Here is a 17,842-nt window from a genome sequence, read left to right on the forward strand (position 1 = left end):
AATATCCGGCGCGGGCTCCGTTCCCATCGCTGACAGCCTTCACGACCCCGCCGAGGGCCCTCGCTCCCGTCAGAGCCTGGGCCCGCGCGGTTCCCATCGCAGTCCCTGACAGAGGGCGCCCTGGAAGCGCCCGGAGACCCGGGAGCCGCGCACACGCGGGTGCTCCACGGGAGGAGTGTGTTTCATGCGTCCGTCGAGCCCGTGGTGTCTCGCAGTCCTCTGTGCGCTGGTGGCCTGCGGCGAGGCCACCGAGGAGGAGTTGAACGGCGTGGAGGCGCTGTCGGAGGCCTCGCAGTCCCTCAATGGCGCGTGTGATGACACGCGGCTGGCCTGGGCCTCCGCCGGAGACCCGTCCAACATCTGCGCGGTGCCGTGGCAGTACGGGCTGGACTGCAACAAGTCCGGAACCAACGTCACCTGTGGCCCGTCCACCGGCTTCGAGACGATGACCTGCTACGACTACCCGACGTGCCGGCTGCCCCAGTTCGGCGTCCAGGGCCGCGCGACGACGAACTTCAGCCAGACAGTCACTTCCTGCACCGCGTACACGGAACAGGAGTGCAGACCTAAGCCGCACACGCCCGATGTGGAGCTCTGCACGGACGTCACCCGCTTCAACTGCGCCACCCAGTGCCTGGCCGCGGCGAACGCGAAGCGCAACAGCCTGCCGCTCGCGGACCGCAACCTCGTCGTCATCCAGTCAGTCCAGGGGGCCACCGAGCGGGAGGTCAACTCCGGCTCGTGCACCTTCACGCTGACCCTGTGGCCCACGTACATCGCCAAGGCGGACCCGGCCTGTGGTGCGTCCACGGGCAACCACCCGTGCCCGGACCCGTCCAAGCCCATCTACCCCACGTGCCGTCACAACAACTTCGGCAATGACGTGGCCACCGCCTGCAACGCGAACCCGCTGTTCCACCCCGCGGACACCTCGCTGAACTCCGTGAAGCTCGCGGCGGCGGCGAAGTGGGCGGCGATGACGCCGAAGAACTACGAGCCCTCGCCGCTCTATGTGCAGCAGCCGCTCTGCCGCACGTGTGACCACCTGACGCTCACCGCCGCCTCCACCGCCGTGCAGGTCACCGCCAAGTACGACTGTCTGGTGCAGCAGGGGCTCGCCTCGGGTCTCCCGGCCGGAGCCGGTGGCGCACAGCTCCGCACGGAGGTCGTCTCCCGGCTGAAGCTGCTCTTCGAACTCCATGGACACCAACTGACGCCCGCGCAGGTGCAGTTCATCCGAGGCCTGTACCTGTCCGACCCGTCCGCCAACACGAATTGCAGCGCGGGCTTCATCCCGCCGTCCACGCCCGGCTGCGGCACGAGCCTGACGGCGCTCAACGCGTCGATGGACCTCTGCACCCGACTGTCCTCGTCCCACGTCCCCGGCATCTCCGCGCGCTCGCAGGCGGCCTATTGCGTGGGCCTGGCTTCGCAGGTCGCGGCGGTGCCCGCGGGCGTCTGCCAGGGTGACGTGTACCGCGAGAAGTACCACGCCATGTGGCTGAAGCTGTACGAGCGGACCCTCTCCGACATCCGCCGCGATGACGTCCCGAACGACACGCTCCAGCGCAAGGTCCCCAACGCGGACGACGTGCGCACCCACCTGAAGTCCATCAGCGACTGGTACGCGGTGCAGCAGGCGCAGATGTTCCCCGGGGCCCTCAACAGCCCGACGCTGATGAAGCAGCTCAGCGAGACGTTCGGCATGTTCTGGAAGGTCGCCTACGAGAACGCCCTCTTGAACGTGAACGGGTTGCCCCTGCACGCCCAGCCGCTCAATGCGGGGCTGCTCGTGGACCAGGCGGTGCTCAAGGCCACCCTGACGGGGACCCCGGCGATGAGCGGCCCTCCCCTGCTGATGCTTTTGGGTGATGGCTTCAGCGGCCTGTTCCAGCGCATGGAGGACTTCAGCTACCTGCATGACCTGGGCTGCCGCTTCAAGGGCTGCGCGGCGGGCACCGTGGACACCGAGACGGGGGAGCTGTGGGCCCTCTTCGGCGCAGTGCCGGAGGCCACCACGCTCCAGGCGGCGATTTCAGCGGCCAACAAGCTGAACACGGCCGGCGAAGACCACGCGGGCTGGGTCTCGGTGTTCGGTCTGCTGCACTCGAACCACGTCACCTTCACCCAGGCGGTTCTCTCCGCCACGGGCGAGACGACGTACAGCCCCGCCCTGCTCAAGAGCGGCGCGGCTGGCGCGCCTCCTCCGCTGGCCCGCTGGGCACAGTTGGTGGAGAAGGCGGATGCGTATTCCAGCAGCTACGCCAAGTCCGGCTTCTTCGTCAGCACCACGCGCGACACGCTGAAGACAGGCACGGAGGAGTACAAGGCCAACTTCATCAACGACGTGGTGGCCACGCGCAAGAGCGCGCTCACGACGGCGCTGAACGAGTTCACTCAGCACCGTGCCGCGCTCATCAACGAGGTGCTCGGCGAGGTGGCCAACGCCGCCAACCAGAAGACGGTGCGGACCACGCTGGCGCGCAAGCTCAACGAGTTCTATTCGCTCAACGCGGACCTCGTCGGGCTCCAGGACAACCTGGAGATACAGCGGATGCAGTTCAGCGACTTCGCGGCGGCGTTCAACACCACGCTGGAGAACGAGTCGCCGAACCTGGGCACGGACATCCAGCGCGGCCCGGTGCAGGTGCTCAGCATCGGCGCGGATGAGGCCCGTTGGTCGCCGGGCGGGACGTTCAACATCCTCTCGCTCGCGGTGCGTCAGCCGGGGCCGGGCGGCGTCGGCGGTCCCCAGGCCTTCGGCATCCCCGCGCTGCGCGGCGAGCTGCTGAACTTCGAGGTGTCTGGAGAGTACACGCCGAGCTGCGCCATCTCCGGAGCGATGCTGCCCCATCCCTCGAGCGGCACGCCGTCCGCCATCAACCTGGGCAACGGCCAGGCCCTCACGGGACCCGGGGGCTACACCGTCACCTTCTCCGGCAGTGGCTACGAAGCGGAGAGCGCGAACCTGTCCATGTTCTCGAAGAGCTCCGTGGAGACCCGGCTGTGCGCGGGCGTCAAGACAGAGGCCGGCGCGGAGTTCTTCGGCAACGGGACGACGGCGTACGTGTCGGCCGAGGCCTGCGTGAACAACTCCACGGGCATCGAAGGGACGTTCGACCAGCAGTCCGGCAGCGAGCAGCGCAGCACCGCCAGCTTCTCCATGGGCCTGCGCCTGCCGAACACGCCCTTCCCGAGCGCGCCGGTGGGCAGCCTGCTGCTGGTGGCGATGACGCCGGGAGGCACCGGCCGCAACCACATCCGCGACGTGCAGGTGCTCCAGTCGCCCCACACGGGCGTCGTCGTGGAGGCGGACACCGACTACTTCCTGGTGGTGAACGACGTGGGCTCCTGCGCGGACGACCTGTCGCACCGGCTCACGGTGAAGAGCGTGCGCCTCATGCCCACCGGCGAAGCCGCCCGGGCGCTGGGCAAGGCCATGGCCACGGTGATGACCGAGCTGCGCGGGGCGACGCCCGCCTACGTGGAACAGGGGCGCGTGACAAGCAGCGAGCTGGAGGCCCTGCGCGTCACCGCCGAGTCCCGGCTGCTCCAGCAGTACAGCGTGGAGTGCCCGGGCTGCCAGATGAGCGGCATGCCAGACATCTTCAGCGCGCTCTTCGTCTCCTTCGCCACCCAGGAACTCGCCCGGCTGGAGCGACTGGTGCAACTGCGCACCGTGGAGCGCGCCATCGAACTCCAACTGCTCGACATCCAGTCCCTGGCGGATGACCTGACGATGGGCGCCAACCAGGCACGGCTGCTGCGCCTCCTCCCACTGTGGCGCCTGCGCAACCTGGATGGCGAGGAGCTGCGTGACAAGTCGCGCGCGCTGACGGGGCTCGTCACCGAGTACCTCTACCCGACGCTGGACCTGCGCCACCCCAGCTCGCTCGTGGGCTTGAAGACGAACGCGGACATCAACGCGCTGTTGCAGGCGAACTGGTCCGACGACTTCACGGTGCTCGCCGACAAGGCGCTCGCGGCCGTCACCGCTGTCGAGGGAGCCCTGGCCCAGGCACGCATCACCGACAAGCTGCCCAAGGACGTGGCGCTCGCCTTCGCCTTCCCCAACCCCGCGTTCAACATGCCCACCCAGTGGCACGCGGCGAACCCGGAGCGCTCGGAGACGCTGTGGAACACGCTCCTCTTGGGCACGGGCGAGGTGAGCATCACCCTCACGCCGGATGACCTGTACAGCGTGGGAGGCCAGGGTGGCGCGCTGCTCTGCCAGCACCACATGCCCATCATCAAGAACCTGGGCGTCCAGGTGGTCCGTCCCTTCAGCAGCACCAACGCGTCCGACTCCCAGGCGGGCCTGACGGTGCCCGTGCGGTGGGGCGACGTGCTGTCGTACCCCTCCACGGCGGGCATCAAGAACTACGTGATGCTCAACCAGGACTTCCTCGTGGGGGCTCCGCACCTGTTGTTCGGCAATGACATCGAGGTGCTGACCCTCTTCGCGCAGGACCTCCAGCAGCCGTTCGCGACCATCGCCGGCAATGGCCTGTCGCCCTTCGGCACCTTCAACATCCGGCTGGGCAACGTGCCTCCCGCGCTGTTCGCCGAGGCCTCCGCGCTGGTCATCACCATGAAGGTGGACGTGCTGGAGCTCGCGACGCCGGTCTCCGGCGTCACCGTCTGCCAGTAGTCAGCTCCCATTCAACGGGGAGGGTGGAGCGACGTGGGGAACGCCCCGCGCTCCGCCCTCCCCAGCCATCTCGCAGCGCCTCTCTCTTTCGTACTTCACCCATCAGGTAGGAACATGAAACCGCTATCCCTCTTCCGAAGGATGCTGGGCGGCACCGCCCTGCTCGTCTCCCCTCTCGCGCTCGCGCAGCCCGCCGGCTTCACGGACGCCAAGATTCAACCGCCCCAGCTCGCCGCTCCGCAGCGGGGCTCCCTCATCGGCACCTATGCGCAGACGGCCTTCGGCGCGGCGGATGTGGCGCGCGGTGGCTTCGCGCTCGCCTCCCCCTTCGCCGTGCCGAAGGACAGGGGCGAGGTGCTCGGCTCGCCCTTCCCCACCTACTCCTCCGATGCTGGCCAGTCGGAGTGGGGACATGGCTGGCAGACGCGGCTGGAGATTCGCCGGTGGCGTGTCCGGGGCGACCTGGACTACGCGACGGACGATCTCACCAGCCCCTGGGGACGGCTCGTCCTCGGCGCCGATGGTGCCTGGTACCCCGCCGACATGAACCCCGCCATGCGCGTGGAGCAGTCCGCCACGGGCCTCACCGCCTATCACCCCGACGGCAGCGTCTGGAGCTTCGGTGATGGCGCGGGTGGAGTCGCGGGCTCGGCGCAGGTGAACACCGTGAAGGGTACCTACTCCTGGTCCCTGCGCGAGGTGGTGAGCGCAACGGGCCGCAAGACGCACTTCACCTACGAGGCCAATGCGACGGGCCGCCTCTTCCTGAAGACGGTGCGGTACGGCGGCACCGGCACGGACTTCCAGTACCAGGTGGACCTGGGCTACGCGACGCTCGCGAAGCCAGTGGACGACTTCCGCTCGAGCAAGAAGCTGCGGTTGGACCGCCGCGTGTCCACCCTGTCGGTGAAGGCGAAGAGCGCGAGCACGGGCCTCTTCGAAGCGCGGTGGCAGTACCAGCTCGCCTACACGGAGCCCGTGGACGGCGTGGCCTTCTACCTGTCCCAGGTGGACCAGACCTACGGCACCGCGCCCGACGTGACGGTGGCGCCCACGGCCCGCTACACCTACCACACGTCCGCGGACGCGCTCGCCACCGCCACCTTCAGCCGGGTGACGAAGCTGGACGCGACGCTCGCCACCGCGGGCCAGGACGCCATCCAGCCCTGGCGCGCCTCGCTGCTGGACGAGGACGAGGATGGACGGCTCGACTTCGAGCATGCCCAGGCCCAGATGCTCTACGTCCAGGAGGACTCGGGCTTCCGCGCCGAGGCCCTGCCTCCCGCCAACGCCGGCACGCAGTCCGTGTGCCGTCCCACGGCCCACGTGAGCAACGAGCCGCGTCTGCTGGCCCGCCTGCGGCCCAACCAGCTCAAGCCCGAAGTCGTGGCCATCACCAACACCAGCGGTTCCACCACGGACATCCGCGTGTGTGACCGCGCCGGCACGCTGCTGTCCCAGCAGTCCCTGACGGGCGCGTGGCAGTTGGGCCCGCACACCCGCTTCGTGGACCTGGACAGCGACCAGCAGCCGGACTTCATCCGCGTCGTCCCGGGCGGCTTCCAGGTGCGTCCCAATACGAGCAGCGCGGCGCCCGGTACGCAGTTCGGTGCCACCCTCAACGGCACGTTGACGCCGAGCGTTTCGGCGACGGCGACGTGGGTGCATGACATGAACGGCGACAGCATCCCGGACATCGTCGCGCGCCTCTCCAACGGGCTGCATGTGTGGCCAGGAACCGGCAGGTACGCCTTCGACTCGGCGTCCAGCAAGCTGTTCCCCGTGCTGACGAAGAACGGCACCAGCCTGGCGCAGCTCGCGACGTACTCGGCCATGTTCGTCGACGTGAATCGCGACGGCATGTCGGACGTGCTGCTGTCGAAGGCGGGCCTCGCCCTGCTCTTCGTCAACAACGGCAGCGAGTTCCGCGAGGTCACCGTCCCCGCGCTCACCTTCTTCAACGGGACGACGAGCGCCCTGACTCAGGGCGACTTCGCGGGCAGCGGCAACACCAGCCTCACCGTGACGAAGGGCTCGGATGCCTACAGCACGTCGCTGGACGGCCCGGAGACGGGCCTGCTCAAGTCGGCGGACGACGGCAAGGGGACCCTGCTGGGCTTCACGTACACGCGACTGCCCGCCGCCCCCGGGGCCCGCTTCCGCCAGCCCGTGCTGGCGTCGCTGACATCGGCGTCCTCGGGCTACGACACCATCACCTACGCCTACCAGTACTTCGGCGCCAACTACCACTCGCAGGGTGGCTTCCTCGTCGGCTTTGACAGCGTCGTGCGCACCGCGCCGCAGGAGAGCCACGCGGTCAACTTCCTCAATGGAGATGACTTCGCCGGCCTGCTGCTCTCCGACACGCGCACGGACGCGCTCACGCCCCAGGTCCGCGAGGTCTCCTTCCGCGAGTACGAGGACGCCACGCACCAGGGCGTCACGTTCAAGCGCTTGAAGGAAGAGGGGCAGGGCTTCCGCGACGCGAGCCTGCCGGCGGTGACGCTCACCGAGTCCACGAAGACGGTCGCCTTCGACGGCCTGTGCCCGCAGCAGCAGGTGCGCGCCACCCCGTGGGGCACCCTCACCACCACGCTGGGACGCGCCAGCCTGCCGGCGCTCGTCAAGCACCTGCACTGCCTGCCCGCCACCTTGACGTACGCGGGCACGCATCCGCAGTCCTCGCTGAACTTCTCGTACCAGGGGGTCATCACCCGCAACACCGTGGGGCTCGTGCAGAGCGTCGTCGCCCAGGGGCCGCAGGGCGCCATGCCGCTCCAGACGGTGAGCTACTGGCCGGACTTCACCGTGAAGACGGTGAGCGAGCCGGGCCGGGGCAGCACGTCGTTCGAGTACACCCCGGGCCGCCTGCTGCTCTCCAAGGTGACCCAGCCGGACGGAGTGGCGCTGGAGGTCACCGAGCGCCACCCGCTGCATGACGGACTCCTGACGATGACCACCCGACGTGGCGCGAGCACCCATGTGGAGCGCTTCCGCTACGACGGGATGGAGCGACTGGCGAAGCGGTGGGACGCCCTGGGCGCCGCGAGCGAGGTGAACCCCAACGAGACGCTCAGCTACCGGTTCGCCACCGCCACCCGCCCTGCCGGAATCGCCGCGACGGCGCTGGTGGACGCTGGCGGCAATGCCCGGCGCTACACGGAGGAGTACTCCACCGCCGCCGGGGAAGACGTGGCCAGGACGCGCCTGGTCCCCGAGGGCTGGGTGGTGGACGGCCTGACGCTGCACAGCCGCCAGCAGCGGGAGAAGACGCGGTACGTGCGTCCCAACCTGCCGGCCAACGCCGACATGGCGGCCCTGGACTACGCCACGCTGCTGGGTGGCATCGAGCAGACGTCGAGCGTGCGCACAGCCGTCTTCGGCTACGACGTGGAGAAGGTGCTGCGCCACCACGTCGACGTCCAGCAGACCCTGGCCACGTCCTGGGCGCTGTCGGGGGGACGGCTCGTCGTGGAGACCCAGGAGAACAGCACGCAGACGCGTCGGCAGTTCCTGGACGCGGCGAAGCGGATGACGCGGTACGAGGATGAGCTCGGCTTCGCCTATTCGTACACCTACGACGCGCTGGGGCGCCTGCGGGGCGTGACGATGCCGGACAACCAGGGGCACCGGCTGTCCTACGACGCCTATGGTCGCGTCGAACGCGTGGAGCGCGATGGCGTGGCGAACGTGGACTTCGAGTACGCCCCCGGGACGTGGCTGGTGTCCGCGAAGCGCTTCCGCACGCCGAGCAACACGCTGATGCGCAGCGAGGGCTACCAGTATGACGGCATTGGCCGCCGCACCGGCATCACCCACACGAGCACGGGCGGCGTGAAGTCGTACCAGCTCTACTACGACGGTGCCTCGCCGGCGGCTCCCGCCAACACGAGCGTGCCGGGCCTGCTCACCGCGACGTCGGGTGACGGGTACACGAAGCGGATGGAGTACCGGACGGACGGCACGCTGACGAAGTCGACGCTCAGCCTCACCGGCTGGCGCACGGTGGAGAGCGAGCTGACGTACGCGGAGAGCGGAGAGGTGCGGCAGGAGGTCACGCGCGTGAAGGACGCGGGTGGCGGCGTCCTGTCCACCACGTCGCTCGGCTACGTCTGGGATGCCTGGGGCCGGATGAGCGCCCTGACGCGCAACGGTCAGCCCTGGGCGAGCGTGCAGTACAACGCCCTGGGCAAGACGGCGAAGGTGGACTTCGGTGGTGGCACGTCGGTGTCGCTAGGCTACGACGTCCTCACCCGGCAGCGCACCAGCCTCTCGCACACCACGCCGGCCTGGAGCTCCTCCATCGCCTGGAAGCTGAATACTCGCGGGCTCACCGACAGCGAGGTGATGGGCTTCGGTGGCACGACGCTCGCGCGGCAGTACGGCTATTCACCCCAGGGCTTCCTGGCCTCGGCCCAGGACGCGCAGCATGCGTATGACTACGGCTTCGACGCGCTGGGCCTGTCCACGTTCATCTCGGATGCCTCGGGGACTCGCAACCTCGTCACGGGCGCGAACACGTGGGTGGTCGGTGGCGTGACGTACACGCGGGACGGGCTGGGCCGCACGGTGGCCCGGGACGACCTGAGCCTCACCTATGGGCCGGACGGTCAGGTGGCCTCCGCGCAGAAGGGCGCCCAGAGCTGGAGCTTCGTGTACGACGAGGACGGAGAGCGCCTGTTGAAGCGTGATGCGTCCGGGGCACCGCTCGCGGCATATCTGGAGGGCGGCGCGTATCTGGATGGCGCGGGACTCACCCAGCCGGTGCGCGTGGATGCGCAGCTGGTGGGCGCGTTGGAGAACGGCGCCTTCCGCCTGCTGTCCACCGACCGCCGTGGCACGGTGATGGCGGATGCGGACGGGACGCAGCGGGTGGCCTCGCCTTTCGGTGACCGGGCGACACACCCCACGGGCTCGGCGGCGCTGGACTACGTGGAGAAGGCCTACGACGCGGACATGGGCTTCGTGCGCATGGGGGTCCGCGACTACGACGCCCGCATCAATCGCTTCACCACTCCGGACCCGCTGTTCCTCGAGGACCTGGAGAAGTGCCGCGCCAGTCCCGTCGAGTGCAACCTCTACAGCTACGTGAGCAACCGTCCACTGGACCTGGTGGACCCGACGGGGACCGAGGAGAAGAACGTTCCCACGGGGGACGCGGTCGGCAACGCGGTCAGCGTGGGTGCGCCCATCGCCATCGCCGCGGGCGTGCAGGTCGGCGGTCCCAAGGTCGTCTCGGGCGTGAAGGCCGGGTACGACATGGGCAAGCGGTTCTTGAACAACCCGGTGGTCTCCGGGGTCCGCAAGGCCAACGCCGCAATCAAGGTCGTGAAGTTCATCGGCGGTTGCATCAACGGCACCAATCCCCTCTTCAGCGAGCCGGTGGCGCAGTCGCGGGCCCGCTTCATCCGCGAGGCCCTCCAGGAGATGGCGCAGCAGCAGGCCGCCCTCCACCAGGAGCTGGGCAGCTACCTCGAAGAGGCGAGCCAGTCCCTGCCGGATGAGGAGCGCATGGACTACGTCCACCAGCGCATCAACGAGCTGGCGGCCGAGGACCGCGCCCTCCAGAAGAAAATCGACAAGGCGACCGAGAACCTGGAGAGCGCGGAGCAGGAGCTGAAGGAGTTCTACGAGGACCACAGGTAGCGACACCTGTCGTGAGTCCATCGCGGAGGAGGGCCGGGTCGTCCACCGGCCCTCTTTCGCGTTCCAGCGATTCCCGCGCAGCGGCCCCGGGCAGGGCTCTCACGGGCCTGACGCTGGTCGGCGTCCGCCCTCGGACTATGCTCGACGGCCATGAGCCCTCCTCTCGAGCATGAAGCTGGAGTTCCGTCAGGCACGTCGGGCGGAGGCTATTCGCGGCGGGTGGGCCTGTTCTCGGGGGTGATGCTCGTCATCGGCGGCATCATCGGCTCGGGCATCTTCCTCAACCCCTCCATCGTCGCCCAGCGCGTGCACACCCCCGCTCTCACGCTGGGGGCCTGGCTGCTCGGCGGTGGCGTAGCGCTCATCGGCGCCTTCATCTACGGCGAGCTGGGACAGCGAATCCCCAAGGCGGGCGGCAGCTACGTCTACCTGCGCGATGCCTTTGGCGAGCTGCCCGCCTTCCTCAATGCCTGGGGAATGCTGCTGATGATCGCCACCGGCGCCATCGCCGCGGTGGCGGTGACCTTCGCCAACTACACGTTGGCACTGACGGGCCTCGCGGACGGCTATCGGTTTCCGCTCGCCGTCGGCGCCATCGTGCTGCTCTCCGGCATCAACTACTTCGGCGTGCGGCCCGGGGCGCTCACGCAGAACGTCTTCACGGTGCTCAAGCTGGTGGCGCTCGCGGTGCTCGTGGGCGCGGGACTGCTGCTCGCGGGGGCCTCTCCCTCGGTGGGGACCACGACGCCCCCCTCGCCTCCGGACTCCATCGTGCTGGCTCTCGGCGCCGCGCTGGTCCCCGTCCTCTTCAGCTACGGCGGCTGGCAGCAGACCAACTTCGTGGCCGAGGAGCTGGTGAATCCGGAGCGCAACCTGCCCCGCGCGCTCCTCTGGGGCGTCATCGGCGTGGTGACGGTGTACCTGCTCGCGAACCTCACCTACCTGCGCACGCTCGGCGCGGAGGGACTGGCGGCGAGCAACGCTCCCGCGGCGGATGCGCTCGGGCTCCTGTTGGGGCCCACGGGCCGTACCTTCATCACGGCGGGCGTGGCGCTCTCCACCTTCGGGTTCCTCAACCTCGTCATCCTCGTGTCGCCCCGTGTCTACCAGGCGATGGCGGCGGATGGGCTGTTCTTCCCGTGGATGGCGCGGCTGCATCCGCGCTACCACACGCCCTCGGCGGCCATCGTCTTCCAGGCGGTCTGGGCCATCCTCCTCACGAGCACGGGGACCTACGGCGAGCTGCTCGACTACGTCGTCTTCGCGGACTGGCTTGTCTTCGGCGCCACGGCCGCCACGCTCTTCGTCTACCGGGCCCGGGAGCGACAGGGACAGGTGCCCCGCGTGACGTACCGGGTGCCTGGCCATCCCGTCACGCCCCTGCTCTTCATCGCGGCGGCGCTCTACGTCGTGGTGGGGTCCACGGCTTCCAATCCCCTCAACGCGCTCAAGGGCACGCTGCTGCTCGGCGCGGGCGTGCCTGTGTTCCTCTACTGGCGCAAGCGCAGGGAGGCGCCCGCCACGGCTCAGGTATCGGGAACAGACGTCGTGGAAGGCCCCTCGGTGCCGGAGCAGCCCGTGCGGAGCGCGGTGTCTGGCAAGCGCGGAGCGGACTGAAGGCCATCCCGGATGCTCCACGGCTCGGCGGGCCGCGGTGAACAGCGGCGCGCACGACGAGCCCGACCGGGAAGGGCGAGGTGCGTACCTCTCCACACAGATGCGCCGCCACCCCTGCGCGCAAGGCAGGGAATGGCGGCGCGCCCACCCTTCAGATGCATGCGTCAGTACACGATGGCGATGTCTCGCAGCTCCGGACCGGAAGCCCCACCGATGGCCGCCTGTTCCGCTGTCGTAGCGGTGCGCGGAAAGTACGTCGCGGCGCCCGTCAGCAGATTCACCTGATACAGCACATAGGGACCACTGGCCGCCGTGCGACCCGCCGCCAGCGGCAGCCCGTTGTCGCCGCCAGCGATATCAAACCCCGTCGCGCCGACAAACGTCACGCCCAGCGCCCCCACGTTCACCAGCGTGCCATCGTTGGGGGGCACCTGCTGAGTCAGCACGTTGCTGTTGCGCTCCAGGTCGAACAACGTCGTCGCCGTCGCACCCATGACGCTGTTCGTGTACGCCACACCGAAGACGACGGCATCCGGCGTCCGGTTGATAGCGCCGTCCGTGGTCGTCGCGCCCGTGTCGACGTTGATGCGCAGGTTCTGCCCCGTGTCGCTCACCACGCGCAAACGGTCCGCCACGGGATTGAAGTCGATGACGAACTGAGTCCCCGACAGCGCGGTGAAGGGTTCCGTGGTGTCGGCGGGGTCCGCGTTCAGGGTGGCCTTCGCGGTGACCGCGCCTGTCTGCGTGTCCACCGTGTAGAGCTTCCCGGCGGACGACAGGGCATACATCGTCCGGTCCGCCGGGCGCAGGTCGATGCCGAGCAACGTCTCCCCTGCTGGCACCCCCGTCAGCGCCACCGTCGCCGTCAGCGTGTTGGGCGCTGAGACGGCGGCACGCACGAGCTGGTTGTCGGTGGTGAGACCGTAGACCGTGGCGCCCGACTCCTGCTTCAGGGCCAGCCCCTTGAGGGGCTCCGTCGAGCCGATGGCCGCGACTTCCGTGGCGGGGGCCGAAGTATTCTCCGGAGTGATGCGATACAGGCGCTGCGTACCGCCAACCGTCAGCGCGGCATAACCGACGTTGGTCCGCGCATCGATGTCATAGCCATTCACCCCCGAGGCATCCACGCCCAATGCCACCGGGGCGGAGAGTGTGCCGTTGTTCGGCGGATCCTGGAGGTAGACGGTGTCGGTCGCCGCATCCAGCACGAAGAGGCGGGTGGTGGCGGTCTCCGCGAAGGAGTTGGTATAGGCCGCACCGCTGACCTGCGCGCCGCCATTGCCGCCATTGATGGCGCCATCCGTGATGGTGTCGCCGGTGTCGACATTGATGCGCAGGTTCTGACCGCTGTCACTCACCACGCGCAGGCGGTCCGCCACCGGATTGAAGTCCACGGCGAAGTCAGTGCCGACGAGGTCCGTGAACGGATTGTCGTCCCCTGTCATGGCGGACAGCGTGGCCTTCACGGTGGCGATGCCGGTGTCCGGGGCCAGGGTGACGATTCGCGCCCCGCTGGTGAGGCCATACAGTTGCGAGTCGGCGGGACGGTAGTCGATGCCCAAGAGCGACTCTCCCGCGTCCAGACCCGTCACGGCGATGGAGCCCACCAGGACATCGGGCGTCGCGCGATTGAAGGACACGAGCATGTCCGATGCGGTCAGGGCGACGACCTCTCCCACCATGACCGGGTCCGGCGCGCCATCCAGCCCCGTGCCGGGAGTCGGGTTCGGGTCGTCGTCGTCACCACAGGCCGTGAGGAAGAGCGCGGTAGCGAGCGCGGCGAGGAACTGGTGCGGCTTCCTGATACGGGTCATGGGTTCCCCCGAAGGATGGACCGGATTGATTTCACGAGCCCTTACGATGGTCCTCTTGAGCTGGATTCCTCCCCGTGCCGCGGAGCACCTGGCTGTTCGTCATCCGACCCGCCGCGGAACAAGGCACCTTCCGAGGACGGACCGAAGCGCCGCCGATGCTTCTTGTTTCTCTGAAATCAAACACCGCGAACCGCCAGGCGAGGCAGGGAGCCCTGAGTCGCCGGAAGCCTTGATGGGAGTCCATCACCCGCCAGCATGCGAGTGATGGACTCGACCGCTCAGGATGAACCGGCGCTACAGCGTCACGGCCCGAGCAGCCAGCATCGGCGGCGCGCAGATGGGGGCCACGAGCGCGGCGTCATCACGCGACGACTCCGACGACGACAGCTCGTCCTCCTCGGTCCCCAGGGCCGCGCCGCCACAGGTGCCGTACTCCCACTCGGTCACCCACTCCTCACAGGTGACGACCTGCATGCTCCAGGGAATGGCACAGACCAGCCAGCACGGCGTGCTCTCATTGCAACGGGCCTGGGAGCAGTCCGGAGGCAGGGCCGACGCGGACAGCGGGGCCAACACGAGCGCCGCGACTCCTGCGAACAGGGACTTCGATAGCAGTTTCATGATGTCTCCACGATGACGGGATGACCGGGCCACCCACGCGTGAGCCGGCCCCTCGACTGTCTCAGGAAAACCGCGAATCTTCAAAAGTCGCGACTGGCGTACTTTTCTACTCCAGAAACACTTCAGCCCTGACCGAGCGGGCCGCTTATGACCCTCCTGGGTCAGGACGTGATGCGGGTTCTCCGCCTGTGCCTCCCTCCGAAAGGGCGCGCCGGATAAATCCCCGGGAATCACACGCGAAAACCCTTCGCCGTCTCCAGCCCGGAGACGACGCACTCCACCCACGGAGTAACCCCCTCGAGCCTCCTCGCGGCCCCCACCGCGCGGCCTCCTTCGAGGACCCCGCTCGTGGGCAGTCCTCATTCAAGAAGGGGTGACCACGACCTGCGTCCACCCCCGCCTTGAATCAAGCGAAGGGTTCACGACATGAGTCTGGGTGTTTCATTGAAATCCGCGGCATGGCGCGCAGTGCTCCTCGGGGGACTCCTCGCGCTCTCCACGGGTTGCCAGGGCGAAGGCATCGAGTCGGACGGGCACTCCGAATCCCTGCCCGGAGAGACAGAGGCCCTGCCCGTCCTCCAGCAACAGCTGGCCCCGCTGCGCGAGAAGTCCTGCCGGGAAATCAAGAACGCCAGGCCCCAGGCCGGAGATGGTGAGTACACCCTTCACCTCATGGGGGACGCCGCCCGGCCCTGGAAGGCCTGGTGCCACGACATGGCCGGCACTCCCACCGAGTATCTCCCGCTCCCCGAGAATGGCCTCCACTCCAACTTCTCTCAATACACCGCGGGTGGCGCGGCCCCCGGCAGCAACGTCCGCACTGTCTTCTCCAAGCTGCGCATCAACCCCGTCACGCTCGAGGTCGATACGTCCGACCGGCGCTTCGCGACGTCCACCGGCGCGCTCTCACACAATGGCCAGGCCAACATCTCCACCATGCCCTACGCCACCGCCATGTCCTGCGACTGGGGCGGCTCCGGCAGGGCCAACGTCGACTTGCGCGGCACCCCGTTCAAGCTGCCCGCCGACTACTTCGTGACGAGTGGCTTCAGCCAGCTGGGCGCCGCGTCCTACAGCTTCGTCGACCAGGTCGTCTCCATCACTGGCGGCGGCTACTGCGGCTGGACGGCTCCACTCGGCGCCGACCCCGCGCTCGGCGGCGCCCTCCCCCTCTTCTACGCCGCTCCACCTGTCGCCTGGACGCCTGTCGCACGCGTCTACCCCTCCGGTGGCGCCGAGCCCTCCGCCCAGGCGCTGCAGCCCGGCTGGTATGACCAGCACCAGCTCACCGTCGGCAACGACACCATCAGCTCCGTCCACGTCCCCAGGGGCTGGGCCGTCACCCTCTACGAGCACTCGCGCTTCTCCGGCAGCTCCATCACCTTCACCTCCGACACCCTCCTGACGGGCAATGGCTGGGACAAACGGGCCTCCAGCATCAAGGTGGAAGCCCCCGTGTCCGTCTATTCCCAGCACAACTTCGGAGGAGTCCGTCAATCCCTGCGCGCGGGCCGGTATGACATCAACCAGCTCACGCTGGGCAATGACACCCTCCGCTCCCTCAAGGTACCCGACGGCTTCCAGGTCACCCTTTACGCGGACTCGGGTTTCTCCGGCCAGCGCATCGTCCTCACCCAGGACACGGACCTCACCGGCAGCCTCCTCAACGCCGTCACCTCCAGCCTCGTCGTCGAGTCCACCACCTCCCGCAACAACAACATCCTCCATGGCCAGTGGCTCGCTTCCGGAGGCCAGAGCCGAACCAGTCCCGCCAACCGTCAGTTCCTCGTCGAGCACTCCGGCCCGCCCGACATCGTCACCTTCGACCTCGAAGCCAACAACGCCAGCCCCTACCTCTACCTCCTCGACTCCAGCGGAAACGTGCTCGCCGAGGCGAACGACCCCCTTGGCGGCTCACGCGCGCGCATCGCCTATGACCTCCAGCCCGGCAGCTACAAGCTCGTCGCCGCGACGACCCAGGCCGGGCAGACGGCCGACTTCACCCTGCGCTCCGACAAGGCCCGGCTCCGCTACCCGCTGCGCCTCTTCGTCCAGGCAGAGACCCACTTCGATTGGGTCTACGACGACCACAACACCGGAGCGCACGACAACATCTCCGTCTGGCGTCCCAAGCTCGACCGGTTCCCGGGCCACTACTCCCTGGGCGACGTGGCCATGCCCTCCCATGGCTCACCGCCTCGGATGACCTTCGTGGTCTCCGGTGAGGGGGACGTGCTGGCGCCTCCCATCGACTATGACCTCGTCTGGGATGACAAACACACCCGCGGCTCTCACGATGCCAGCTTCTGGCACCCCAGGCCCGCTCCTGGCTATACCTGCCTCGGCTCGGTGGCCACCCTGGGCTATGACAAGCCGTCCACCCAGCTCATCCGGTGTGTCCGCAGTGAGTATGTCCTGCCCGCGAGCCCTGCCTGGCTGTGGGACGACAGGGGCTCGAGTGCCTATCGCGACGGCACTGTCTTCCAGGCCAATGCCACGGACCACCGGTCCCTGACCGCCTCATCCATGGTGGGCCAGGTCGGTTATGGCGCCGCCAATGCCAGTCTCTTCTGGGCTCTCAACAAGAGCGCCCTCGCCAACGCCGAACTCCAGGGTGCCCCGGTCGATGACCTCACCGTCCTCCAGTACGCGCCCCTGGTCTGGCTCCATCCAGACGAATACTACTGGCCGTCCTCCGCCGATTTCTTCCTCGCGAACGTGACGCCCGTCGGATACTTCATGGAGACCCGCGAGCCACTGGGCTGCGCCTCCTGTACGGACCCCGCGTTCCTGCACGGCCAGCGTCCGGACCCGACGACCCACGTGCCGATGTATGCGCAGATCATCCCTCGCACCCAGGCCGGAGCCCCAACCCAGACCACCGACGTCGTCTATTGGATGTTCTACCCCTACAACGGAGGCAAGCGCGTCTGCGTGGGCTTCTACAATGCCGTGCATTCCTGCCTCGGGAAGTTCTCGACCTTCGGCAACCACGTGGGCGACTGGGAGCACGTCACCGTGCGCTTCGTCGACGGGAGACCGACCCATGTCTTCATGGCCCAGCATGCCGAAGGGCAGCTCTTCGTCTATGGAGACAAAGCGCTGGGCCTCTTGAACTTCCATCCCGAGACCTATGTGGCCTTTGGTTCACACGGCGCCTATCCGGACACCGGCTCGCATGTGTACAAGACGCTCTTCAACGGAGAGCTCCTGAGCGACGAGACAGGAAGAGGCACGCCGTGGATTGGGTGGGACCGCCCCGTCATCATCCCCTGGCAGCCGCTGGGCACCTACACGTCGACGAACGGTCCGGCGTGGATGGACTCCATCCTCCAGTGGGGCAATCCGCCAGATGGCTGCCTCAACATCGTCACGCAATACTCGAATGAGTGCATCCGCAACGGCGGCCCCAGCGGGCCCATGCTGAAGACCATCGCCAATCCAGAGGCGATGGTCATGGAGTGAGCGGGCCCACGCTCCGCCAGACTCGAAG

The 17,842-nt window shown here is 68.1% G+C and carries 6 protein-coding genes; 4 read left to right on the forward strand and 2 right to left on the reverse strand.

Going from position 1 to position 17,842, the window contains the following annotated elements; translation table 11 throughout:
• Positions 1 to 184: 184 nt before the first annotated feature.
• The 3 genes from HR086_RS02890 (at position 185) to HR086_RS02900 (ending at position 11,914) form a co-directional block, all read left to right on the forward strand.
• Positions 185 to 4,651 carry a hypothetical protein gene (locus tag HR086_RS02890; RefSeq protein WP_174464794.1) on the forward strand — a complete coding sequence of 1,489 codons (4,467 nt, stop codon included), beginning with the start codon at positions 185 to 187 and terminating at the stop codon, positions 4,649 to 4,651.
• A gap of 114 nt (positions 4,652 to 4,765) precedes the next feature.
• The gene (locus HR086_RS02895) at positions 4,766 to 10,297 is read left to right on the forward strand and encodes an RHS repeat-associated core domain-containing protein (protein ID WP_174464795.1); all 5,532 of its coding nucleotides are present in this window, start codon (positions 4,766 to 4,768) and stop codon (positions 10,295 to 10,297) included.
• Positions 10,298 to 10,447: 150 nt separating this feature from the next.
• A complete protein-coding gene (locus HR086_RS02900) occupies positions 10,448 to 11,914 on the forward strand; it encodes an APC family permease (protein ID WP_174464796.1) in 1,467 nt (488 codons plus the stop codon).
• 164 nt (positions 11,915 to 12,078) lie between these two features.
• On the opposite strand, the gene HR086_RS02905 is transcribed toward HR086_RS02900, so the two are convergent.
• The gene (locus tag HR086_RS02905) at positions 12,079 to 13,728 is read right to left on the reverse strand and encodes a DUF4394 domain-containing protein (RefSeq protein WP_174464797.1); all 1,650 of its coding nucleotides are present in this window, start codon (positions 13,726 to 13,728) and stop codon (positions 12,079 to 12,081) included.
• Positions 13,729 to 14,022: 294 nt separating this feature from the next.
• On the reverse strand, positions 14,023 to 14,349 hold the full coding sequence (locus HR086_RS02910) for a hypothetical protein (protein ID WP_174464798.1): 327 nt from the start codon (positions 14,347 to 14,349) through the stop codon (positions 14,023 to 14,025).
• A 426-nt stretch (positions 14,350 to 14,775) separates the two neighbouring features.
• Here HR086_RS02910 and HR086_RS02915 point away from each other — a divergent pair, with 426 nt between their 5' ends.
• On the forward strand, positions 14,776 to 17,814 hold the full coding sequence (locus tag HR086_RS02915) for a Vps62-related protein (protein WP_174464799.1): 3,039 nt from the start codon (positions 14,776 to 14,778) through the stop codon (positions 17,812 to 17,814).
• Positions 17,815 to 17,842: the final 28 nt, after the last annotated feature.

This window comes from Myxococcus sp. CA039A, from assembly GCF_013336645.1.
GTDB classification, from domain to species: domain Bacteria; phylum Myxococcota; class Myxococcia; order Myxococcales; family Myxococcaceae; genus Myxococcus; species Myxococcus llanfairpwllgwyngyllgogerychwyrndrobwllllantysiliogogogochensis.

What these genes read in the sequence shown, in the direction of transcription:
- HR086_RS02890 (WP_174464794.1), top strand. Translation starts at nt 185, where the DNA reads ATGCGTCCGTCGAGCCCGTGGTGTCTCGCAGTCCTCTGTGCGCTGGTG.
- HR086_RS02895 (WP_174464795.1), top strand. Translation starts at nt 4,766, where the DNA reads ATGAAACCGCTATCCCTCTTCCGAAGGATGCTGGGCGGCACCGCCCTG.
- HR086_RS02900 (WP_174464796.1), top strand. Translation starts at nt 10,448, where the DNA reads ATGAGCCCTCCTCTCGAGCATGAAGCTGGAGTTCCGTCAGGCACGTCG.
- HR086_RS02905 (WP_174464797.1), bottom strand. Translation starts at nt 13,728, where the DNA reads ATGACCCGTATCAGGAAGCCGCACCAGTTCCTCGCCGCGCTCGCTACC.
- HR086_RS02910 (WP_174464798.1), bottom strand. Translation starts at nt 14,349, where the DNA reads ATGAAACTGCTATCGAAGTCCCTGTTCGCAGGAGTCGCGGCGCTCGTG.
- HR086_RS02915 (WP_174464799.1), top strand. Translation starts at nt 14,776, where the DNA reads ATGAGTCTGGGTGTTTCATTGAAATCCGCGGCATGGCGCGCAGTGCTC.